At 44.4% G+C, this 23,475-nt stretch carries 24 protein-coding genes and 1 pseudogene; 4 read left to right on the top strand and 21 right to left on the bottom strand.

What is annotated here, in order from left to right:
- Positions 1-10 precede the first annotated feature (10 nt).
- The 7 genes from UQW94_RS09235 to dusA all read right to left on the bottom strand — a co-directional run bounded on the left by UQW94_RS09235 (position 11) and on the right by dusA (position 7,014).
- Positions 11-790, bottom strand: coding sequence for a phosphoadenylyl-sulfate reductase (locus UQW94_RS09235; protein ID WP_005382748.1), 780 nt, complete (start codon positions 788-790; stop codon positions 11-13).
- Positions 783-2,519 carry an assimilatory sulfite reductase (NADPH) hemoprotein subunit gene (gene cysI, locus UQW94_RS09230; protein ID WP_225474178.1) on the bottom strand — a complete coding sequence of 579 codons (1,737 nt, stop codon included), beginning with the start codon at positions 2,517-2,519 and terminating at the stop codon, positions 783-785. Before cysI ends, UQW94_RS09235 begins: the two co-directional genes overlap by 8 nt.
- Positions 2,519-4,390, bottom strand: coding sequence for an assimilatory sulfite reductase (NADPH) flavoprotein subunit (locus UQW94_RS09225; RefSeq protein ID WP_005381262.1), 1,872 nt, complete (start codon positions 4,388-4,390; stop codon positions 2,519-2,521). The genes cysI and UQW94_RS09225 overlap by 1 nt, the downstream gene beginning before the upstream one ends.
- 117 nt (positions 4,391-4,507) lie before the next feature.
- Positions 4,508-4,738 (bottom strand): hypothetical protein, encoded by a 231-nt coding sequence (locus tag UQW94_RS09220; RefSeq protein ID WP_005381264.1) that lies wholly within the window; start codon positions 4,736-4,738, stop codon positions 4,508-4,510.
- A 157-nt stretch (positions 4,739-4,895) separates the two neighbouring features.
- Positions 4,896-5,555, bottom strand: coding sequence for a TIGR04219 family outer membrane beta-barrel protein (locus UQW94_RS09215; protein ID WP_213874986.1), 660 nt, complete (start codon positions 5,553-5,555; stop codon positions 4,896-4,898).
- Positions 5,556-5,653: 98 nt separating this feature from the next.
- Positions 5,654-5,869: an envelope stress response protein PspG gene (gene pspG, locus UQW94_RS09210; RefSeq protein ID WP_005381266.1), complete on the bottom strand. Its 216-nt coding sequence runs from the start codon at positions 5,867-5,869 to the stop codon at positions 5,654-5,656.
- 164 nt (positions 5,870-6,033) lie between these two features.
- Positions 6,034-7,014, bottom strand: coding sequence for a tRNA dihydrouridine(20/20a) synthase DusA (gene dusA, locus UQW94_RS09205; RefSeq protein WP_225474179.1), 981 nt, complete (start codon positions 7,012-7,014; stop codon positions 6,034-6,036).
- Between the two features lie 321 nt (positions 7,015-7,335).
- Between dusA and zur the strand changes: the two genes are divergently transcribed.
- Positions 7,336-7,800, top strand: coding sequence for a zinc uptake transcriptional repressor Zur (gene zur, locus UQW94_RS09200; RefSeq protein ID WP_005381268.1), 465 nt, complete (start codon positions 7,336-7,338; stop codon positions 7,798-7,800).
- Between the two features lie 9 nt (positions 7,801-7,809).
- Positions 7,810-8,271: a chemotaxis protein CheX gene (locus UQW94_RS09195; protein ID WP_005381269.1), complete on the top strand. Its 462-nt coding sequence runs from the start codon at positions 7,810-7,812 to the stop codon at positions 8,269-8,271.
- 99 nt (positions 8,272-8,370) lie between these two features.
- Here UQW94_RS09195 and pgi read toward each other — a convergent pair whose 3' ends face one another.
- On the bottom strand, positions 8,371-10,023 hold the full coding sequence (gene pgi, locus UQW94_RS09190) for a glucose-6-phosphate isomerase (RefSeq protein WP_005381270.1): 1,653 nt from the start codon (positions 10,021-10,023) through the stop codon (positions 8,371-8,373).
- 306 nt (positions 10,024-10,329) lie between these two features.
- On the opposite strand from pgi, the gene UQW94_RS09185 reads away from it, so the two are divergent.
- Entirely contained in the window at positions 10,330-10,749 is a 420-nt protein-coding gene (locus tag UQW94_RS09185; RefSeq protein ID WP_005381271.1) for a secondary thiamine-phosphate synthase enzyme YjbQ, read from the top strand.
- Between the two features lie 38 nt (positions 10,750-10,787).
- Here the strand turns inward: UQW94_RS09185 and alr are convergent, their stop codons facing one another.
- Together alr and UQW94_RS09175 are read right to left on the bottom strand one after the other, a co-directional pair.
- The gene (gene alr / locus UQW94_RS09180) at positions 10,788-11,864 is read right to left on the bottom strand and encodes an alanine racemase (protein WP_031777284.1); all 1,077 of its coding nucleotides are present in this window, start codon (positions 11,862-11,864) and stop codon (positions 10,788-10,790) included.
- 13 nt (positions 11,865-11,877) lie between these two features.
- A pseudogene (locus tag UQW94_RS09175) lies at positions 11,878-13,279 on the bottom strand (replicative DNA helicase).
- Positions 13,280-13,500: 221 nt separating this feature from the next.
- Here UQW94_RS09175 and UQW94_RS09170 point away from each other — a divergent pair.
- Positions 13,501-14,265, top strand: coding sequence for a DUF481 domain-containing protein (locus UQW94_RS09170; RefSeq protein ID WP_005381276.1), 765 nt, complete (start codon positions 13,501-13,503; stop codon positions 14,263-14,265).
- A gap of 84 nt (positions 14,266-14,349) precedes the next feature.
- On the opposite strand, the gene tnpA is transcribed toward UQW94_RS09170, so the two are convergent.
- The 11 genes from tnpA to UQW94_RS09115 all read right to left on the bottom strand — a co-directional run bounded on the left by tnpA (position 14,350) and on the right by UQW94_RS09115 (position 23,453).
- Complete coding sequence (gene tnpA, locus UQW94_RS09165) at positions 14,350-14,784, bottom strand: IS200/IS605 family transposase (protein ID WP_322142202.1); 435 nt, start codon at positions 14,782-14,784, stop codon at positions 14,350-14,352.
- Between the two features lie 172 nt (positions 14,785-14,956).
- The gene (gene rplI, locus UQW94_RS09160; protein ID WP_005381278.1) at positions 14,957-15,409 is read right to left on the bottom strand and encodes a 50S ribosomal protein L9; all 453 of its coding nucleotides are present in this window, start codon (positions 15,407-15,409) and stop codon (positions 14,957-14,959) included.
- 33 nt (positions 15,410-15,442) lie between these two features.
- Complete coding sequence (rpsR, locus tag UQW94_RS09155) at positions 15,443-15,670, bottom strand: 30S ribosomal protein S18 (RefSeq protein ID WP_000090472.1); 228 nt, start codon at positions 15,668-15,670, stop codon at positions 15,443-15,445.
- Between the two features lie 16 nt (positions 15,671-15,686).
- The gene (priB, locus tag UQW94_RS09150) at positions 15,687-15,989 is read right to left on the bottom strand and encodes a primosomal replication protein N (RefSeq protein ID WP_005381298.1); all 303 of its coding nucleotides are present in this window, start codon (positions 15,987-15,989) and stop codon (positions 15,687-15,689) included.
- 8 nt (positions 15,990-15,997) lie between these two features.
- On the bottom strand, positions 15,998-16,387 hold the full coding sequence (rpsF, locus tag UQW94_RS09145; RefSeq protein ID WP_005381299.1) for a 30S ribosomal protein S6: 390 nt from the start codon (positions 16,385-16,387) through the stop codon (positions 15,998-16,000).
- 244 nt (positions 16,388-16,631) lie between these two features.
- A complete protein-coding gene (gene rpe / locus UQW94_RS09140; RefSeq protein WP_005381300.1) occupies positions 16,632-17,303 on the bottom strand; it encodes a ribulose-phosphate 3-epimerase in 672 nt (223 codons plus the stop codon).
- A gap of 92 nt (positions 17,304-17,395) precedes the next feature.
- Positions 17,396-18,235, bottom strand: coding sequence for a Dam family site-specific DNA-(adenine-N6)-methyltransferase (locus UQW94_RS09135; protein WP_005381301.1), 840 nt, complete (start codon positions 18,233-18,235; stop codon positions 17,396-17,398).
- 69 nt (positions 18,236-18,304) lie between these two features.
- Entirely contained in the window at positions 18,305-19,816 is a 1,512-nt protein-coding gene (locus UQW94_RS09130; protein ID WP_225474180.1) for an SPOR domain-containing protein, read from the bottom strand.
- Positions 19,817-19,868: 52 nt separating this feature from the next.
- Positions 19,869-20,969, bottom strand: a complete 1,101-nt coding sequence (gene aroB, locus UQW94_RS09125) for a 3-dehydroquinate synthase (protein WP_225474181.1) — start codon at positions 20,967-20,969, stop codon at positions 19,869-19,871.
- Positions 20,970-21,001: 32 nt separating this feature from the next.
- Positions 21,002-21,520: a shikimate kinase AroK gene (gene aroK / locus UQW94_RS09120; protein ID WP_005381319.1), complete on the bottom strand. Its 519-nt coding sequence runs from the start codon at positions 21,518-21,520 to the stop codon at positions 21,002-21,004.
- A 187-nt stretch (positions 21,521-21,707) separates the two neighbouring features.
- Positions 21,708-23,453, bottom strand: coding sequence for a type IV pilus secretin PilQ (locus UQW94_RS09115; protein WP_005382765.1), 1,746 nt, complete (start codon positions 23,451-23,453; stop codon positions 21,708-21,710).
- Positions 23,454-23,475 lie beyond the last annotated feature (22 nt).

Here is a 23,475-nt window from a genome sequence, read left to right as displayed (position 1 = left end):
AGCATTATGGCTATATGCCAGACCCATCTTGTTCAGAGCCATCATCTTCGTGTAGGCCACATTCTCGCTTTAAGCCAAAGAATCGAGTTTCTTCCTCTGACATTCCCGGCTCCCATTTACGAGTGGTATGTGTATCACCAACTGAAAGGTAACCTTCATCCCACAATGGGTGATATTTAAGGCCGTGTTGTTCTAAGTAGTAATGAACGTCTTTATTAGTCCAATCAATTACTGGTAGAAATTTAAACACACCGTTCTGAATTGATAGAATCGGTAAACCTGCACGAGATTTACTTTGCTCTCGACGCAATCCAGAGAACCACGTTCCAACATTAAGCTCTTTTAACGCTCGACGCATCGGCTCAACTTTATTGAGCTTGTTGTATTTTTCAATTCCCTCTACACCCTGCTCCCATAATTTTCCATATCGAGCTTCTTGCCAATTCGCACTTTCTTTGGCTCGATAAACTTTTAAATTTAGGTTGAGAGCATCTGTCAGCTCATCGATAAATCGGTACGTCTCAGCAAACAGGTAACCAGTATCGGTTAGAATGACGGGGATGTCCGCTTTGGCGCGAGTAACTAAATGAAGCATAACCGCGGCTTGAATACCAAAACTAGAAGAAACCGCGAACTCGCCTTCTAGATTATCTAAAGCCCACGCAACTCTCTCTTGTGCTGAAAGCTTTTCGAGCTCGACATTAATTTGAGCAAGACGGAGGATTTGCTCCGTCTTTGTTAATGTCAGTAACTCTGTGAGCTCAAGCTTGGATGCTACAGAATCAAGCATGAAAGTCCCTCTTTGATACGAGCACTTCTTGGATAATGCCAGCACGAATAGTGAAATCGCCAAAGGCTTCGCCTTCTTCACGCTCTTTCGACCATCTAGCCACCAGCAGATCAATCTCTTCTAAGATTTGCTTATCCGTGATGTTCTCTTTATACATTTTTGGTACTCGAGTACCGGCACGGTTACCACCTAGGTGCAAGTTGTAACGACCCGGCGCTTTGCCAACTAGACCAATTTCAGCCAACATTGCGCGACCACAACCATTTGGACACCCAGTTACACGCAAAATGATGTTGTCATTTTCTGGTAGGTTGTGCTTCTCCAGAATCCCCTCCACATCAGTAACAAACTGAGGAAGGAAACGCTCAGCTTCTGCCATCGCTAGCGGACAAGTTGGAAAAGCAACACAAGCCATTGAGTTCTTACGCTGTTCACTTACGCCGTCGTCCATTAAGCCATGTTCACGAGCGATCTTTTCAATCTTCGCTTTTTCGTTTTTAGGTACACTCGCAACAATTAGGTTTTGGTTTGCTGTCATGCGGAAATCTCCTTTGTGGATTTTGGCAATTTCAGCAACACCCGTCTTAAGTGGTTTACCTGGAAAGTCTAATAAGCGACCGTTTTCGATGAAAAGCGCTAAATGATATTTACCATCAATTCCCTCTACCCAGCCAATACGGTCACCACGTTCTGTGAATTCATATGGACGGCTTTGCTCAAACTTAACACCAGCACGTTTCTCGACTTCCGCTTTAAAGACATCGCTACCTACACGATCCAATGTGTATTTGGTTTTTGCGTTCTTACGGTTTGAACGGTTACCCCAGTCGCGCTGAGTTGTTACTACAGCTGCGGCAACATCAAGTGTCTTGTCCAGCGGAATAAAGCCAAAGTCGTCAGCGCGGCGCGGATAAGTTGATGTATCGCCATGCGTCATCGCTAAGCCGCCGCCGACCAGGACGTTAAAACCAACCAGCTTGCCGTTATCTGCAATCGCTACGAAGTTGAGATCGTTAGCGTGTACATCTACGTCATTTTGCGGTGGGATAACCACTGTGGTTTTAAACTTACGTGGTAAGTAGTTCTTGCCTAGAATCGGTTCGTCTTCTTCCGTGCTTTCTACTTTTTCACCGTCTAGCCAAATCTCTGCATAAGCGCGTGTTTTCGGAAGCAGGTGTTCACTGATTCTCTTCGCCCATTCGTAAGCTTCTTGGTGTAACTCTGACTCCACTGGATTAGTGGTACACAACACGTTACGGTTTACATCACCCGCGGTTGCAATCGAATCAATGCCAATACTGTTGAGCGTTTGATGCATCAACTTAATATTCGGTTTTAATACCCCATGAAACTGGAACGTTTGGCGAGTCGTCAGACGAATACTTCCATATAAAGAGTGCTCCGTTGCGAACTTGTCGATCGCTAACCATTGCGTTGGCGTGATGATGCCTCCAGGCATACGAGCACGAAGCATCACATTATGTAATGGTTCCAGTTTTTGCTTTGTGCGTTCATTACGGATATCACGATCGTCTTGTTGATACATACCGTGGAAACGAATTAACTGGAAGTTGTCGGCAGTAAAGCCACCAGTAATACGGTCCTGTAAATCTTGCTCAATGGTGCCACGTAATAAGTTGCTTTCTCGCTTCAGGCGCTCGTTATCAGATAGCGGCCCTAACTCTTCACCTAATACAACCTGCTTATTATTGTCCGTAGAAAAAGTCATTAGTACACATCCCTCTGATAACGTTTCGCTTTACGTAGGTCATTAATAAATTGTTCTGCATCGTCACGCGGCATCTTGCCTTCTTGTTCAGCAACGATAACCAATGCGTCGTGCACATCTTTTGCCATACGCGTTGCATCACCGCAGACATAGATATAAGCGCCTTCTTGGATCCACTGCCACACTTGAGCTGCGTTTTCTAAGATGCGATGTTGTACGTAAACCTTTTCTACTTGGTCACGACTAAAGGCAACATCCAATCGGCTTAGTACTCCTGACTTGAGATACTTTTGCCATTCCACTTGGTATAAGAAGTCTTGAGTGAACGTGCGATCACCAAAGAACAACCAGTTTTTGCCTTCAGCATCACGGTTTTCACGTTCCTGAATAAAGCTTCGGAATGGTGCGATCCCTGTGCCAGGACCAACCATGATAATTGGAGTGCTATCATCTTCCGGCAGTTTAAAGTTGTTGTTATGCTCAACAAATACTTTAACTTCATCTCCCTCTTCGAGACGCTGTGCTAAGAAACTAGACGCTCCACCATATCGTTTTTCGTCGTTTTGTTCGTACTCAACCAAAGCAACCGTTAGGTGTACTTCTTCATCGACCTCTTCTTGGCTTGATGCAATAGAGTAAAGGCGTGGAGTAAGACGACGAAGCAAACCAATCAATTCATCTGCGGTTAACTTGGTTTTCTTTTCTGCCAGTACATCAACGATTTGAGTATTTGCAGAGTACTCGCGAAGCTTATCTTTATCTTCAACTAACTTTTGTAGTTTCTTGCTACCGGATAACTCGGCAAACTTTGTGATGAGCTGTGGGTTAGATGTTGTGATTTCATATTTACTCACAAGAGCACTGTGGATTGACAAGCTTTCACCATCAACGTCAACAGTCTCAACCCCAGACAAACCGACCTTACCAAGAATGGCATTTGCAAGTTCCGAGCTATTTTCAAACCACACACCTAGTGCATCACCAGGCTGATACGTTAAGCCCGAGCCTTCTAAGTCGATTTCTATATGACGAACGTCTTTTCCAGAGTCACGGCCCGTGATTTTTTGACTGGTCAGTAACGTCGCAGTGTACGGATTTTGTTTATTGTAAGGAGAGTGCGCAGTCGCAGCTTGACCCACAGGAAGTTGAACCACATCCGCTTCAGAGCCAGAAGAAAGTGTATCTTTTACCTTGTCTAACGCATTCTTACGCCATTCAGTTGCGGGGGCTTCATAATCCACATCGCAATCAAGACGCTCGATAAATGGAGTCGCGCCTAGCTTTGATAGGTAAGTGTCGAAGTCTTTACCGGTCTGACAGAAGAACTCGTAGCTAGAATCTCCCAATGCAATAACACCATATTGCAGGTTTGGCAGCTTAGGAGCCTTCTTCGATTGCAAAAACTCATGTAGCTCAATGGCATTGTCTGGCGCTTCGCCTTCGCCGTTAGTCGATGCCACAATAATGACATGCGTTTCTTTGGCTAAGTTTTTACCTTTGTAATCGCTTGCATCAAAAAGTTCGACTGCAATTCCTTCTGCTTTTGCTTCCTGTTCCAGAGCTTCAGCAACACCTTTAGCATTGCCCGTTTGGGAAGCAAAAATAATACTCAACTTACCTGCTGGCTTCGCTGATACGGCTGCCGTTGCTTGTGCAATTGGCGTTACCGCTGTGTTTGGTTGATTTTGAGCTAATCCCCAAAAATACCCACTGACCCAAGCAAGTTGCTGTGAAGACAACTCAGAGACAGTTTGTTGGAGTGAGCTAATTTGTTGGTCATTCAGAGGGCTTGCGATTGGAGGATTTCCTCCTTGCCCATTATTATCTTCAGACACATTCTTGTGAGAATACTCATTCTTTTGAAAAGACATTATCACGACATCCCTATTCATTGCGTGACGATAGAGTACCCACTCTCCTTAATAACAAGAAAGAATAGAAGTGAATGTTTTATAACTTTTTGGAAGTAAGAACGGCTTACTTTTTGCTCATCGATCTTCAATGCGGACTTGTTGAAAGCCTACTGCCATTGCCGATTTTGACGCAGTATCCAAATCTTCATAAAGACATTCTTCGCCGTGACTGTCCGTTAGAAAAACAAAACCACCGCGCGCATGTCTGAACTCTACAACCCAACCACCCTCTTGGATTGCAGGCTCAATAATCGCTTCGATAAGCTGATTTTCACGGAATAGATGTCTTAGTTCATTTATTGTCATCGCTATCCCTGCTTTAACTTTCACATTGCTCCTAGGTAAGCATGGTCTAAGTCAGCCAAATAGGGAGAAATTTCGATTGGATATAATGAAGTGATATAAAAAAACGCCGCTTATAAAGCGACGTTTTAAGTAAATCGAATATCTAGTATGGCTGAGTTTAGAACGCGTATTCCGCACTCACAAAGAAGCCGTTAGCAAAAATAAACTCTTTCCCTAGATCCGACATGAATTTATCGGACTCTAAATCAATCACACGGTAACCTCCACGAAAAGCCAGTCGAGCTTTTTCGAGCGGTACATTGTATTGAACACCTGCCATGAAATCGGTGCTTTTGATACCTTTGTTGTCACCAAAGTTTATCTCACCAATCACATCAAAGTTTGTATCCGGAACTTGAATTTCTGCGTAACCATACCAAGCCCAAATCAGCTCATCAAATTCTTCTACACGCCTGCTTGAGCCAGCATCAATGTATTTAGTGTCACTTAAATTACTGAACGTGAGACCCGCATCAAAGTGCAATAAATCATGCTCTAGAACGTGGTAATACAAGGTTAAATCGAGCTTATCGAACCCCATGTAATCCCCATCAACACTTGAGTAACGAAGGCGCGCATTAGGGACGTATTTTACATCATGTTCAATCGCCGCGTAAAAAGTGCCTGCGGTACTGCTATCTCGTCTCACTTCATTAACTTTAGTGTCGGCAGCCCATACCTCTGCACCGACTTTTGTCGATACAGAGTACTCTGCAAAAACAGGAAAAGATACTGCCAACGATAATGCCGTTAAAGCGATGTTCGCTTTATTTGTCATGTAGTATTTACTCCGAGATAGCTGATATTCACGTAGAGGACGTGAGAGGAAATATACCATATTCTCACGCCTCTCCATCAACTAAATGATGTTACTCATTATTTATAGCGGGGCTGAGCAACGTAATTCTTGAAGAACCAAATACCCAATGCAATCACGATTAACCATGGTAATAGTTTGAGTACCGCTCCAACCATTCCCAGTAAAAACATCACAACTAACGCAATACCAGTTGCTGCGAATACGGTCATCATTGTGATACCCGTAACCAACAAGGTCGCCGCAAAGACTAAAATAAAGATTAGCTCCAACATAATCACTTCTCCATTTGTTTTCAATAAACAGAGCAGTTTCCATACCAACTTACAGAAATGAATTTAAGACTATGATTTTTAATAAAAAAACAAAGCCAGAGGCATTTCTGCACTCTGGCTTTATCATTCTTTAGTTGGTAATTTTAGCCATTCACTGGCGAATTTTACACATTCAATTCTTTTGGAATCTTAGCTAGCGCGTCTTGCAATACTTCTAGACCAGAACCTGGTTTGTGCGCATTTTCACTGATATGACGACGCCATTGACGAGCACCGGGCATGCTTTGGAACAAACCTAACATGTGGCGGGTAATATGACCAAGGTACGCACCTTTCGCTAATTGCGCTTCAATGTATGGATACATCTCTTCAACAATTTCGCTGCGTTTCTTCACTGGAGCATTAGAGCCAAACAACTCTTGGTCTACCGATGCCAGTAAATATGGGCTTTGGTATGCTTCACGACCAATCATCACACCGTCAAGATGCTGAAGATGTGCTTTTGCTTCTTCTAATGATTTCACGCCACCGTTAATCGCAATCGTTAGGTGTGAGAAGTCTTGCTTCAATTGGTAAGCGCGTGGGTAATCCAATGGTGGGATCTCACGGTTTTCTTTTGGGCTTAGACCACTTAACCATGCTTTACGTGCGTGGATAGTGAACTGCTCACAGCCACCCTTTTCTGAAACAATAGAAACGAAATCCGTTAGGAATTCGTAAGAGTCTTGATCATCAATACCAATGCGAGTCTTGACTGTTACAGGGATATCGACCACGTCTTTCATTGCTGCGACACAATCCGCAACTAACTGCGGTTCAGCCATTAAGCAAGCACCAAATCGACCGTTTTGTACGCGGTCAGATGGACATCCCACATTTAGGTTAATCTCATCGTAGCCACGCTCTTGCGCTAGCTTGGCACACGTAGCCGAATCTGCTGGGTTTGAACCACCAAGTTGAAGGGCTAACGGATGCTCTTCTTCGTTATAAGCCAGGAAATCTCCTTTTCCATGAATGATCGCACCTGTCGTCACCATTTCAGTGTACAGCAGGGTCTCTTTGGTCATTAAGCGATGGAAGTAGCGACAATGACGATCAGTCCAATCCAACATTGGTGCTACGGAGAGCCTGCAAGAATGAGTCATAATATAAACACCCGTTTTTATGTTGCCAAGGTCGAGCGCAGCAGTACGCTCAAAAAATAAGTCGGGTATTGTATACCCAAGCACCTCTGGGTGCTAGTTTCAGCGAGAATGATTTGGTTGGCTGGCTAGCCAAGTGCTTAGGAATACGCAGAAGTAATACGAATCTGTCATTCGTTGATTCATTCTGTGATGATTATTCCGCCTTCACACCACCACCGACTTGCTTTAATTCATGATTTTCGTTCTGATAGTGGGTAAAATGAAGCATTTCTAAACGAACTTCGTATAGAAATGATTTATCATAGAGCACGTCCGATAGTTATGGTGAAAGGTTTGAACCCAACAATCATTGAACAAATTGAAAGTATCTGCGCAGAGCGTGGAGTACGACTGACTCCGCAACGCCGACGCGTATTTGAACTCATTTGTTCTAATCGCCGCGCCTCAAGTGCGTATGAGCTATTGGAGCAACTAAAAGAGAGTGAGCCTCAGGCTAAGCCGCCCACTGTTTATCGAGCATTAGATTTTCTCCTAGAGCAAGGCTTCATCCACCGAGTGGAATCGACAAATAGCTTTATTACTTGTTGTTCTTTCAATACTCAGCAGCACTTTTTCCAATTACTAATTTGCGATAAATGTGGTGATGTCGTTGAACTCGAAGATGAGACGCTGATATCCTTGTTAGCCGAAAACGCCGAGAAGCATGGATTCAAACTGACCAACCAAGTTATTGAAACTCATGGTGAATGCCAGGCCTGTTCCTCCGAGACGAAAGAAAAAGTATAGAAGAACGTTATGCGCGCTGAATTTGTAAACCCGTTTTTAGCTTCTTTAATGAACGTGCTAAAAACTATGGCTTCTCTTGAGCTGAAGCCACAAAAACCGCGAATCAAAAAAGATGAGATCGCACGAGGTGACGTTTCTGGTCTGATTGGTATGGTAGGCCCACAAACTCGTGGTTCAATGTCGATCACCTTTGATGAAGCACTCGCCCTAGAAATCATGCAGAACATGCTTGGTGAACGTCCAAATGGGCTCAATGAAGAAGTGACCGATATGGTGGGTGAGATCACCAACATGGTTACTGGTGGTGCGAAACGCATTCTGGCGGAAAGTGGTTTTGACTTTGATATGGCAACACCGGTTGTGGTTTCGGGCCGAGGTCATACGATTCGCCACAAGTGTGAAGGCTCAATTATTATCATGCCTTTCTCTTCCCAATGGGGAAATGCCTTTATCGAAATTTGCTTCGAATAAAAGAGAAAGAATAGGTTGGCACTGGCCAACCTATTTTGTTTTTGCCTTAGGCAATAAAAAGGTCAGCATTTGCTGACCTTTTCTTTATCTATTCAAACATTAAGCTTTGAACGCTTTAAATGCGTTGATTAGACCGTTTGTTGAGCTGTCATGCGAGCTGATTTGAGACTCGTCTGCAAGCTCAGGTAGGATTTGGTTAGCCAGTTGTTTACCTAGCTCCACGCCCCACTGGTCAAAGCTGAAGATATTCCAGATAACACCTTGTACGAAAATTTTGTGTTCGTACATTGCGATCAAGTTACCTAGCGTACGAGGCGTGATTTGCTTCACTAGAATAGAGTTTGTTGGACGGTTACCTTCAAACACTTTGAATGGCGCAATCGCTGCCACTTCTTCAGCATTCTTACCTACTTTCACCAACTCTTCTTTCACGGTTTCTTCATTTTTACCAAACGCTAGAGCTTCAGTTTGCGCGAAGAAGTTAGACATCAGTTTTTGGTGATGATCGCTAGCTGGGTTGTGGCTAATTGCAGGTGCAATGAAGTCACATGGGATAAGCTTAGTACCTTGGTGAATTAGCTGGTAGAACGCGTGCTGACCGTTGGTACCTGGTTCACCCCAAATGATTGGGCCAGTTTGGTAAGTTACAGCATTGCCGTCACGGTCAACGTATTTACCGTTTGATTCCATGTTGCCTTGCTGGAAATATGCTGCAAAACGGTGCATGTATTGATCGTAAGGTAGGATAGCTTCTGACTCCGCACCGTGGAAGTTGTTGTACCAAATACCAATCAAAGCAAGAATCACTGGAATATTGCTTTCTAGATCTGTTGATACGAAGTGCTTGTCCATCTCGTGAGCACCATCAAGCAACTCAACAAAGTTGTCGAAACCTACTGCTAGTGCAATTGATAGACCGATCGCAGACCATAGTGAGTAACGGCCACCAACCCAGTCCCAGAATTCAAACATGTTCGCTGTATCGATACCAAATTCAGACACGGCTGTCGCGTTTGTTGAAAGCGCAGCAAAGTGCTTAGCCACATGAGCCTGATCACCCGCCGATTCTAGGAACCAATCACGAGCAGTGTGCGCGTTAGTCATGGTTTCTTGTGTTGTAAACGTCTTAGACGCGATCAAGAATAACGTCGTTTCTGGGTTAACTTTCTTCAACGTTTCAACGATGTGTGTACCATCAACGTTAGATACGAAGTGAAGGTTTAGATGATTTTTGTATGGCGCTAGAGCTTCCGTCACCATGTAAGGGCCAAGGTCAGAACCGCCGATACCGATGTTCACAATATCGGTAATTGCTTTGCCTGTGTAACCTTTCCATTCACCGCCGATAACGCGCTCAGTGAATGATTTCATTTTTTCTAGAACCGCGTTCACTGCTGGCATTACGTCTTCGCCATCTACCATAACTGGAGTATTAGCGCGGTTACGTAGTGCAGTGTGAAGAACAGCGCGACCTTCTGTTTGGTTGATCGCTTCACCACTGAACATCGCTTCAATTGCAGATTTCAGCTCGGTCTCTTTCGCAAGAGCAAACAGGTGCTTCAGAGTTTCCTCATTGATGAGGTTCTTTGAGTAATCGACTAGGATGTCTGAGCCGAAACGTGCAGAGTATTTGTCGAAACGCGCTGCGTCTTGAGCAAACAGCTCTTTAAGATCCATATCTTGTGCAGATTCGAAATGCGCCGTTAGCGCTTTCCAAGCTTGTGTTTGCGTTGGATTGATATTTTTCAACATGGTCTTTATCCCGATGTTACAGTAGGTTCCATTCCTTACAGTCTAGCGAAAACTGTGGAATCCCCGATTTAGCAAATAGAATATAAATTAGATGTTTGGGCAAATTGCCACAAAACAAGTCTTTGTAATTTTTTTTCAGGCGCCAATTATGACCGAGAGCTTTTACACTCACATTGAGTTAGGTCACGTTCCCTGCCCTGAAATTGAACAATTCATTTACGATGACAAGAATCATATCATTTACTAATGACAGGCTCTAATTGGAATAGGATAGACGCCAATTTATAAATTTCCAAAGGAACACATATGTGGGCACAAAAAACACTGCAATTAAAAGCGAGAAGCCGCGGTTTTCACCTGATAACTGATGAAATTGAACAACAATTACCACAAATAAACGAACTTTCAGTAGGTTTATTACACTTATTTATTCAGCACACCTCCGCCAGTTTGACCTTAAATGAGAATGCTGATCCAACCGTGCGTATGGACATGGAAGCGCACTTCAATAAGTTTGTGCCAGAGCGTGCTCCTTATTATCAGCACACCTATGAAGGTGACGACGACATGCCGGCACATATTAAAGCATCACTGCTTGGCAGTAGTGTGACGGTACCAATCCAAAATGGTCGATTAGCTTTAGGAACATGGCAAGGTATTTACTTGGGTGAGCATCGAGACTTTGGTGGCGGCCGCCGCGTTATTGCTACGATTAACGGTGAGTAGATAAAACAAAGGCTAACCTTGGGTTAGCCTTTCGTTGTTTATTTTGAGTATTCCATCTCGACGCGAGGCGTTAGCTTAGTCACGAGTTCATACGCAATCGTACCAATGTGACCCGCCACTTCTTCTACTGGGAGCTCTTTCCCCCAAAGAATCGCTTCGTCGCTGACTTTATCCGTTGCGTCTGGTCCCAAATCGACCGTCAGCATATCCATGGAAACTCGACCTGCAATAGGTACTTTACGGCCATTAACCCACACCGGCGTACCGTTTGGAGCACTTCTTGGGTAACCGTCGCCATACCCTACAGCAATGACACCAACTTTTGTATCTCGCTCACTGGTCCAAATACCACCGTAGCCAACACTTTCACCCTTTTTCACTTCACGTACCGCAATAAGGTGGGATTTAAGTGTCATGACAGGCTGATACCCAAGATCTTGCGCCGTTTTGTCATCGAATGGCGACACACCATACATGATAATACCCGGACGAACCCAATCTAAATGGCTTTGAGGCCATGCCAATAACCCCGCAGATGCCGCCAGTGAACGTTCCCCTTGGCAACCAGAAGTCAACGATTTAAACAGCTCAATCTGTTGTGGGGTAATATCGCTATCTAGCTCATCTGCACAGCCAAAGTGGCTCATGTAACGCAACGGTTTCGCTACATTTGGACACTCCTTCAGCCGCGTTACAAACTCGTCATATTGTTCAGGACGAACCCCAAGGCGGTGCATGCCACTGTCAATCTTCAGCCACACGACAACCGGAGTTTCAAGGTCTGCTTGCTCCAAGGCGATAAGCTGCTCTTCACAGTGCACCACGGTTTGGATGTTGTTCGTCACAAGAACAGGTAAATCACCAGGAGAGTAAAAACCTTCTAGCAATAGAATCGGCTTTACTACTCCACAAGCGCGCAGTTGCAATGCTTCTTCAATGCGAGCCACGCCAAACGCATCCGCATGGTTAGCATGTTTTGCGACATGACGTAATCCGTGACCATAACCATTGGCCTTGACGACAGCCATCACTTTACTTTGTGGCGCTTGAGCTTTTACGCGCTGTAAGTTGTGCTGCAACGCAGACAAATCAATGCACGCCTTGGCCGCTTTCATATAGCTCATGGAATTACTCATCATCAATATCGAATGCAGGACCCGCGTAGTTGTCGAAACGCGAATGTTGACCTTGGAAAGTGAGGCGAACAGAGCCGATAGGACCGTTACGCTGTTTACCAATAATGATTTCGGCCGTACCTTTGTACGGACTATCTGGGTGATAAACCTCATCACGGTAGATGAACATGATCAAGTCGGCATCCTGCTCGATGGAACCGGATTCACGCAAGTCCGAGTTTACTGGTCGTTTATCCGCACGTTGCTCTAGGGAACGGTTTAGCTGCGACAGTGCCACAACAGGCACATTTAGCTCTTTTGCCAGCGCCTTAAGAGAGCGAGAGATCTCAGCAATCTCAAGAGTACGGTTATCGGTTAACGAAGGCACGCGCATCAACTGAAGGTAGTCGACCATGATCATAGATAGACCGCCATGTTCACGAGCGATACGGCGAGCGCGCGAACGCACTTCGGTCGGAGTTAGACCAGAGCTATCATCAATGTACATATTCTTCTTCTGCATCAGGATACCCATAGTAGAAGAAATACGCGCCCAATCTTCGTCATCTAGCTGACCCGTACGGATCTCTGGTTTGGTCAACACGAGACAAAGAGGCCAACATACGCATCATCAACTGTTCAGCTGGCATCTCTAACGAGAAAATAAGTACGGGCTTTTCTTGTTGCATGGCCGCATTTTCACACAAGTTCATCGCAAAGGTCGTTTTACCCATCGATGGACGCGCTGCGACAATCACCAAATCAGAGCCTTGCAAACCTGCGGTTTTCTTATTGAGGTCTGTGAAACCGGTATCGACCCCGGTAACACCATCTTGTGGCGTTTTATACAACAACTCGATACGTTCTAACGTCTTTTCAAGGATGTTGTCGACGTTTTGTGGTCCTTCGTTTTCACTAGTTCGAGACTCGGCGATAGCAAAAACTTTACTCTCCGCCATGTCTATTAAATCTTCAGAACTGCGACCTTGAGGGTCATAGCCCGCGTCCGCAATTTCATTCGCGACACCAATAAGGCCACGAACAATCGCGCGCTCAGCGACAATATCAGCATACGCATTGATGTTAGCTGCACTTGGCGTATTCTTCGCCAAGTCAGCGAGGTAAGCAAAACCGCCTACATCTTCTAACAACTCGTGACGCTCTAGATATTCCGATAAAGTAATAAGATCGAGAGGTTTACCCGCTTCAAGAATGGTTTTTACACCTTCAAAAATCAGGCGGTGTGGACGACTATAGAAATCACTGCTCACAACACGTTCGGCAACGGTGTCCCAACGTTCATTATCCAGTAAAAGACCACCAATTACTGATTGCTCGGCTTCTAGTGAGTGAGGTGGCACTTTGATTGCGTCGACCTGACTGTCTGAAGGTTTGCGATTTCTGTTTTCCGCCATGACTTTGCTCGATAACTACTATTGACCCACGATTATAACCTTAACCTAACTGAGATGCTTCCCCGAAGCGACAATTACTTGTTAAGAAATCATCATGTGAACCACCCGGGTAATAGCCTGGTTCTTCCGTCTAGCTCTAATAAAAATTAACCTACCATTGACCCAACCAAATATCTGTATCAGTATCATGCCCCTCCTTTTTGATTACGTTCGAGGTTGATGTGTCCCGATACTGGTTACTTAGCTTTAGCCTACTGTGCGCTAGTGCATCGTATGCTGACGAATCAGTACAGCCAGAGCAAAATATTGATGTACCCGACCCACTAAAAACCGAGGTGGAGTTCGGCTATCAAGCTCATACAGGTAACACGGACTCTCGTTCCCTGAATGCTCGTTTGAGTGCTGAATATACGTCAGGTCGACACCGTTCTAATGGTGAATGGAAGTACTACAACTTGTACAAAGACGGTGAAGAAGACAAACGCTCATCCACCTACTCCCTACAGAGTGACTACAAGTTAGGCCCTAAGACATATTTGTATGGCAGCTTTAAAGGGGTGGATTCTCGCTACAGTGCTTATTTTAAAGACTATACGTTGTCAGGTGGTTTGGGTTACCAGTTCTCCTACACTGAGAACTTCATTTTAGAGGTAGAAGTAGGCCCTGGTTTTCGCTATCAAGAGCCAAACTTAGACGAAATAGATGATGACGATATTGTCTTTCCCGATATCGTTAGAGAAGGCATTTTTCGAGGAAATATCAACACAACTTGGCATGCGTTGGATAATTTAAGTTTCGCAGCTGATATTACGTTGGTAACAGGTAGAAGTAACACACGTACTGATAGTGAACTCAGTGTAACCAATGATATTACTGAAGATATTGCACTGAAACTGGCGCACTCTCGTCAGTATCACGATAAAGTTCCTGAAGGCTTAAGCAAAGCGGACAGCGTATTTTCCGTTAATTTACTTTTCGCTTTTTAACCCTTTTTCTCTCAGTTTTAGAAGTAAATTACCACCTTCTAAAGAAGGTGGCTTTGTGTGAGCCCCCTAAAAGGGGGCCTTTGTTTAGTCCAGCGCCAATTGCTGCTGCTCTACTCGCTCTTGCTTCTCTTGATGTCTTACATATCGGCGTATTATTTCTTCATTGATTCCAACACTATCGACAAAATAGCCTCTTTGCCAAAAGTGATTACCCCAAAGCCTGTTCTTCCTAAGGCGAGGAAACTTGCTAAATAGCTTTAAGGCTATTTTGCCTTTCAATACCCCCATCAACTTGGATATCGAAAGCTTTGGTGGGACCTTTACAACTAAATGTACGTGGTCAACTTGTACGTTTAGCTCTACGACTTCACATCCAAGTTGATTACAGTAAACATAAATACATCGATAAACTTCTTTACCTATATTGTTCTTCAAGATCCTAAATCGATACTTTGGCGTCCACACTATATGGTATTGACAACGCCAAAATACGTGGGAAGCTTGATTGTATCTACTCATGTTATTTGTCCTCTTTGACTTCTGGAAAAATCAAAGACGCATTTAGCATGAGTAGTTTTACAGGCAAAGCCGAAACGGATGATAACCACCTACTGAAGTAGGTGGTTTAGGGCTGAAAATAAAAAAAGCACCTCCGAGGAGGTGCTTTTTAGTATTTCGTCTTGATACTGAATTACTCAGCAGCAACAACTTGTAGGTTCACAGTTGCGAAAACTTCAGAGTGAAGTTGAACGCTGATCTCGAACTCACCAGTTGTACGTAGAGCACCTTCAGGAAGGCGAACTTCGCTCTTAGCAACTTCAACGCCTGCAGCTGTGATAGCGTCAGCGATGTCACGAGTACCGATAGAACCGAATAGTTTGCCTTCGTCACCAGCTTTAGAAGCGATAACTACAGCTTCTAGAGCGTTAACTTTCTCTGCGCGAGCTTCTGCAGCAGCTAGTTGCTCAGCAACTTTAGCTTCTAGTTCAGCACGACGAGCTTCAAACATTTCAACGTTAGCTTTAGTTGCCATAACTGCTTTACCTTGTGGGATAAGGAAGTTACGAGCGTAGCCAGATTTAACGTTTGCAGTATCGCCAAGACCACCTAGGTTACCAATTTTATCAAGTAGAATAACTTGCATTGCTTAATCCTCTTTCTTAATAAAATGAACCGATTACTGATGCTTGTCAGTGTACGGTAGTAGAGCTAGGTAGCGTGAACGCTTGATAGCACGTGCTAGTTGACGCTGGTACTTAGCGCTTGTACCAGTGATACGGCTAGGTACGATTTTACCAGCTTCAGTGATGTAGTTTTTAAGAGTTGCTACGTCTTTGTAATCAATCTCTTGTACGCCTTCTGCAGTGAAACGGCAGAATTTACGACGACGGAAGAAACGAGCCATGGGCTATCTCCTGATCTTAAATTTGAGTAATGTTGTCGGCGTGTAACACTAATTTTCCCACGCCATTTCGGCCGGTTTGATAAGTGACAAAACCACTTACCTTAATGTTACTGCCTTGAACTAAATTCTGAGTTAGTGCTTGTGACCCAAGCCCGCTGACGACTACCGGCATACGACAATAAACTTGTCGAGGTAAGTCAGCTTCGATAATAGTAGAGCGATGCTCCAGCCAAAACCGACAGTGTTCAATACCACCAGGGCTTTTACTACGAATGGGCGGTTTGGCAATGGTGCCGCTCAGCTCCATTCGATTGGCCATAAGAAAACTTACTCAGCAGCTTCTGACTTAGCTTCAGGCTTAGCTTCAGAACGCTCTTCACGACGTGGAGCACGCTCTTCTTTTTGCTTAAGCATGATAGATTGCTCAGTGATCGCTGCTTTAGTACGCATGATCATGTTACGTAGAACTGCATCGTTGAAACGGAAAGCAGTTTCTAGCTCATCAATTACAGCTTGGTCAGCTTCAACGTTCATAAGAACGTAGTGAGCTTTGTGAAGCTTGTTGATTGGGTAAGCCAGTTGACGACGGCCCCAGTCTTCTAGACGGTGGATTTTACCGCCAGCTTCAGTGATTGAACCAGTGTAACGCTCGATCATGCCAGCAACTTGCTCGCTTTGATCTGGGTGCACCATGAATACGATTTCGTAATGACGCATTGGTTGCTCCTTACGGATTATTCAGCTTCCACAAATGGCTCAGTCGTCCAGAGGAAGCAAGGAACTAAAGATAATTGACTGAGTTTAAGGAGCACGAATAGTACAGAAAGGGCGTAAAATAGGCAAGTGATTATTTGCTCAGCGCAGCGGATATTTAATTTCTTCTAATACTAGAAAACACAAAGGCTGCCAACAAGCTAGCAGCCTTTAAAATCAGCGTGTTATTGCGTTGGCTTATCGGTGCTTATTTAACTTCAGCCAGTTCAGCGCGCATTTGATCGATCACTTGTTTATAATCTGGCTCACCGAAAATCGCCGAGCCTGCGACAAACATGTCTGCGCCCGCTTCTGCAATTTCACGAATGTTGTCAACCTTCACACCGCCATCGATTTCTAAGCGGATATCACGGCCAGACTCGTCAATCATCTTACGAACGGCACGCAGTTTATCTAGTGTATGAGGAATGAATGATTGACCACCAAAACCAGGGTTTACCGACATCAGTAGAATCATGTCGACTTTATCCATAATAAACTCAAGACTTGCAAGTGGCGTTGCTGGGTTTAGTACCACACCAGCCTGACAGCCGTGCTCTTTAATTAACTGCAGTGTACGGTCTACATGATCAGAAGCTTCTACATGGAACGTAATCATCGACGCACCCGCTTTTGCGAAATCAGGAATAATACGGTCAACGGGTTTTACCATTAGGTGAACATCGATTGGCGCTGTGATGCCATAATCGCGTAGTGCTTTACACACAGGCGCACCAAAAGTCAGGTTTGGTACATAGTGGTTATCCATAACGTCGAAATGCACCACGTCCGCACCCGCTGCGAGTACTTTTTCTACATCTTCACCGAGACGAGCAAAATCTGCCGATAAAATGGATGGAGCAATAAGAAAATCTTTCATACCTGACCTCAGTAGTAATGAGCAAACAATCTGCGCGCAATTCTACCGAAGCCAGTGGGGAGATCCACTATTTAGATATAATAGTGTGAGAATTAAGAGTTTGATTTATCCATGTCTGGGGCATGAAAAAGCGCAAGTAGCTCATCAACTTTATTACGACCATTACCATTACGGCTAATGGTACGCTTTACTTTTACCACATTAAGATCCGCACCGTGATACAACCGACGTGTCAAGGTAGTGTCGTGGTTAGAAATCAACACAGGAATGCCACGTTCAGTCGCTGTTCTTTCAGCAATGTCGGCTAATGCAGCTTGGTCGTCCAACGTGAAACCATTACCTGCGTATGAGGTGAAATTTGCCGTATTTGAAAGCGGCGCATAAGGTGGATCGCAATACACGACGCTCCCTTTGCGCGCACGACGAAATGTTTCAGGATAACCTTCACAAACAAACGTAGCTTTTTTGGCTTTTTCTGCAAAAAACTCCAGTTCCGCCTCAGGGAAATACGGCTTTTTGTAAGAGCCAAACGGTACATTGAAGCCACCTTTTTTGTTGTAACGGCATAGGCCATTAAAACCAAAGCGGTTCATGTACAAAAACGCTAAAGAGCGGTACATCACGTCATCGGTTTTATTAAACTCAGCGCGAATGTGTAGGTAGGCTTCTTTGCGGTTGTTCTCAGCGACAAACCAACGCTTCGCTTCAGAGATATACTCTTCAGGGCGTTCTTTCAGCAGGTTGTACAGATTGATCAAATCTGGATTGATATCTGCAAGTAGATAATGGTCATAATCGGTATTCAGAAACACTGAGCCCGCACCAACAAAAGGTTCAACTAGCTTTCGAGCCGGCGGCAAATGACGTTGGATGTCTTCAACCAGTCCGTATTTTCCTCCTGCCCATTTAAGAAAGGCTCGTTGCTTTTTCATCTACTGCTCTATCTATCGACCAAAAATTAAGGCTGCGGAATGTAACATATTTTTCAGGGAAGCTCAGGTTTATTTCACTCGTTCAATTTCACGGTGAACCTGACGGAGTGATTTTGCCCAAGGACTCACCGACTTAACCGAATCTGGCAAGCTTGCGACGGCATCACGAGCCATTTGAATTGTCGGATAATCTTGATATGTGATGATATACCACTCGGTGTCATTACGAACGGTAGGATAAATTCGCACTTGATTATTCAGTTGATGCTCATTGAGAAAGGATTGTACATCTTCCATTGAGGTCATAGCTGCGAGTTGTAAAGTATAAGCTCTTGGCGATAGCGCTTTTAGTTCTTCACGAGCAAATGAAAATTTCACAACAGGTTGGTTTGCCTCACCCTCTTCTGACTGAGCAGGTGCTTGCGTCATATCTTGATTCGGTTTTACAACTTTAATCAAAGGGGAACTAGTTTCATCGGCGGTTTCTGTCTTCTCAGTACCTCCGACTTCATCAATCGCTTTTGTGTCTGCTGAATCAGCTTTACCTTCAAGCAATGCATCGACCACATTCGACTCAATCACCACTCTTTGTTGATTGTCATCACTGCCTACGCTCGCTACTTCTTCTGTCACTGCTGGCGGTAATGAATCAGAATCATCAACCGCACCAGACTTATCAAGACTGCTAGAGCCATCGGTTACAGGTTGCAGTGAAGACTGCGCTGCACTGATTCCTGACTCTTCAAAAGTTGGAATAGCCGTTTGCTCTAAACTGCCAGCAATTTGCTGCGCCTTATCATCAGGACTTGGTTGACTAAGCATCCACCAATAGCCACCAGCAGCAAGCAACAGTAATACTAATACCACCAACGCAATATTCAGGGGTGAACCGACAATCGAGCGGATAATGATCCTTTTTTCCACTTTCATCTCTCCTAACGCCATGATGTCCCCCGGTACTGGGTCGACTTTTTTAAATGCATCTCGAACCCGTTTCTCAGACTCATCATCGACGTAGCGCGCTACAAGTGACTCAAAGAAACGACGAGCTTCCACTTCGGACAACATATCAATATCAAGCTCAACAGGCTTTATCTCTTGTCCATAACTGAGACGTGCTAGCAAACCTTCTAAACGTCCAGACTGTGTAAACAGTAAGACATTGATGGTCCAATTTGGCTTATGGTGCGCCTCTAGGACCAGCATCCAAAGCTCAGAGATAAGTGTCTCACTCAATAAATGCGCATCATCTACAACAATTGCAATGTCACACGGCTCATCACCTAAAAGCCTTTCAAGGCTATCAAGTAAAGGCTCTTGCTGATTAAACAATGCGTCTGAAACCAGTTGACTCAAAATAAGGACGCGATGCTGCACATCGTCTTGATTAGAATGACAAAGTAACAAACATTGATTCTTGTTACTGGCACCCACTTCAAGGTATCGCTGCGCTAACCAAGATTTCCCATACCCATCATGACCATTAATCGCAATGAGATTGGAACCAAAGTTAGTCAGTAGACCTAATCTATCAAGCAACTCGATTTGAGAATCTAATTCCAGTACGTGAGCAACACTCATCTAATAACCTTAATACACTACAAGAATGACGCCCAAAGGCGCCATTACAAGGTTAAATATCGCGACCGAAGTCTATTGCCTGCTTGAGTACGTCTTGCGTCGTATCAGCAATTACCTCGGCAGTGCCAATGCCTGTAGGCAAAACCAATCGTAATTGACCAGAGAGGACTTTCTTATCTCGCATCATGTGCTTGATGAAGTCATCGAAATTCATACTGTCTGGAGTATGCACAGGCAGTTTTGCACGACGCAAAATCGCAACAATACGCTCAAATTGCTCTTCCGAGATCAGACCGCGTAGATGCGACGTTTTGGCCGCCATAACAGTGCCGGAAGATACCGCTTCACCATGCAGCCAATTGCCATAGCCAAGTTCCGCTTCAATCGCATGACCAAAGGTGTGACCTAAGTTAAGCAAAGCACGGATGCCCGATTCTTTCTCATCCTGAGCCACCACTTCCGCTTTTATTTCACAGCAACGTGCGATCGCATAAGTTAGTGCTTCTTCATCCAACGTATACAAGCGCTCAAGATTGTCTTCTAACCATACAAAAAAATCTGCATCGTAAATAATGCCGTACTTAATGACTTCGGCGATACCCGCAGCGAACTCACGTTCAGGCAACGTCGACAGGCAGTTGGTATCAATGATCACGGCTTTAGGTTGGTAAAACGCACCTATCATGTTCTTACCCAACGGATGGTTAACCGCGGTTTTTCCACCAACCGAAGAGTCCACTTGGGATAGTAATGTGGTCGGTATTTGAATAAAGTCGACCCCACGCTGGTAACAGGCAGACGCAAAACCCACAAGGTCGCCAATAACACCACCACCTAACGCGATGATCACAACATCACGAGCATAACTCCCTTCCAGTAAGAAGTTCATTACTTGATTAAATACATCCAAGTTTTTGTACTGTTCACCGTCAGGCAATTCTAACAAGGATGCACTACAACCGAGCTGCTCGAGTTGCTTTAAAATTTTGTCTGCATACAAAGGCGCCACTGTGACATTACTGATCACAACAACTTTTTGTTTTGCATTTTTGTTTGAGAGAACTTGAGAGAGGTACGCCGGGTCCTCAAATAACCCGGCGCCAATAGAGATTGGGTAGCTACGCTCAGCTAGGTTGACCGTAATCCGTTCCATCGGTTTGCTCCAATTAAAAAAAAGATAAAGACTTATCTCTCTTCTAGCATTTTTACGATCTGGTTGGCTACCACTTTTGCACTTTGATCGTCAGTGCGAACAGTGTAATCCGCTACTTCTTCATATAAAGGATTACGTTCTTCAGCTAATTGCTCCAGTACTTCGCGAGGGTTATCCGTTTGAAGTAAAGGACGCTTCTTGTCGCGGTTTGTACGCGCAAGTTGCTTTTCAATCGTCGTTTCTAAGTAAACAACAACACCACGTGCCGAAAGACGATTGCGGTTTTCTTTGCTCTTAACAGAGCCACCGCCAGTCGCAAGCACGATGCCTTGCTCTTGTGTTAGGTCTTCAAGTACCGCTTCTTCACGCTTGCGGAAGCCTTCTTCACCTTCTACATCAAAAACCCAAGAGATGTCTGCACCAGTGCGTTCTTCGATCACTGTATCGGAGTCAACAAACTCCATATGCAGTTGCTGTGCTAGATGTCTACCAATTGTACTTTTGCCGGCGCCCATTGGGCCAACAAGGAAAATATTACGTTTCTCAGCCATGTTTAGCAGTAATTTACAACATTGATTCAATAAGATCGCCACAAGAAAACACAGCTAAACTGCTGTTCTACAAGGCTTGTGGCACCAGTTCCTCACAGATAATTCGTGATAAGACCCGAAATTATCCAAGCATGGTGCCACTATTGCAACTTTATTTTTGATTTAATCAGTTTTTCCCGAGACAGAACTACTGAATCACCACCTTAGGCGTGACGAAAATTAACAGCTCACTTTTACCAACATTTTCATAACTTCGACGAAAAAGCGCACCTAATAGCGGAAGATCGCCCAACAAAGGCACTTTGTCCACCGAGTTAGTAATGCTGTGCTGAAAAATACCACCAAGAACGACCGTTTCACCGTTATTCACTAACACTTGCGTCCCGATACGTTGAGTATCAATCGCAACAGCTTCACCAGTGCCTGTCTTCACGACTTGTCCTGGTCTATCTTGCGTGACACTTAAATCCAATACTAAGCGGTTATCCGGTGTGATTTGCGGGGTTACCTTCAAACTTAATACCGCCTTTTTGAACGTCACCGTCGTTGCACCACTTGATGATGACTCTAGGTAAGGAATCTCTGTACCTTGTTCGATATAGGCAGGTTTCTTATTGGTAGTGATCAAACGTGGGCTCGAGATAATCTCAGCTTTAGACTCTTGTTGCAGAGCAGAAAGCTCAAGATCCAACAAGGTGTCTGAACCTAACTTTGCGACCTGAAAAGCAATGCTGGTCGCATTCGGACTGGTTGCAGCTAAGTTTACATTTAGGAAATCATCGATCCCTACTCCATCACCGTCACCACCGTCATCACCCCCTTCTCCATTATAGAGACCGATCGTGGCGAGGTTGTTCTCAATAGAACCGCCCACTGTATTACTGCCATTAATAGACGTAAAACCCCAACGAATCCCTAACTCGTCCATGTTACCTTCATTGATGGTCACAATACGCGCCTCAATTTGAACCTGTTTAACTGGAATATCCAAAGACTCAATAATTTCTCGAATCACCTCGATGTTTTCAGGTAACTCTCTAATCAATAACGAGTTAGTTCGCTCATCAATGGTCATACTGCCGCGCTCTGACAGCATGCTGATATTTCCTTCTCCATTGATCATCTCCGCAATGTCTGATGCTTTAGCAAAATTAACTTTGATGATTTCAGATGAAAGCTCTCCCATTTCTTCCGTCAGTTTTTGTTTTTCTAACTGCTGCTTCTCACGCAAGTCCAGCTCATCAGTCGGAGCAACTAAAATCACGTTGCCATCAACACGCTTATCTAACCCCTTAACTTGCAAAATAATATCCAGCACTTGCTGCCAAGGGACACCATCAAGACGAAGCGTGAGGTTGCCTTCCACAGAGTCGGAGACAACCAAATTGAATTGGTTGTAATCAGCAATAAGCTGCAAGACGTTTCGCACAGGAATATCTTGGAAGTTAATCGAAATAAGCTTACCTTCTCTTTCTAAAATGCTTTTATCTGGGGCTTTCTCATTGGGTTTGATCTTCGCTACTTTGATTTCCAAAAAACGCCCCGTTAAACGGTAATCATGCATGTATTCTTCATTGATGTGCGCAACCAAGCGCGTCGTCGAGGTGTCGCGAAACACTTCTACGCTCTCAACCACAGTCGAAAAATCTTTCACGTCTAGGAGATACAATTGCTCGTCTTTTACTGAAGTGTTAAGCAAATCGATACTTAACCCTTCCTGTACACGCTTGATATCTACAATCGCGGCCGGTGACGCCAATTCGACGACAATCACGGCGTCTTTATCTTTATTAGTTCGAAAGTCGATACTTTTTAGGGCATTGGACGAAACTTCTTCAGCTGCCGCTAAAGGGGCTAAAAATACAAACAACCATAAGGAGAAGAGCCCAGTAAGTATCCTTGGTGTACGTGTTAATCCTTGTCTCATTTTCATTACTCAATATCAAAAATAAATG

This window comes from Vibrio sp. PBL-C16, assembly GCF_034321865.1.
GTDB classification, from domain to species: domain Bacteria; phylum Pseudomonadota; class Gammaproteobacteria; order Enterobacterales; family Vibrionaceae; genus Vibrio; species Vibrio alginolyticus.
Note: the sequence above shows the minus strand (reverse complement) of the source record. Positions and strands in the feature narration are given on the sequence as shown.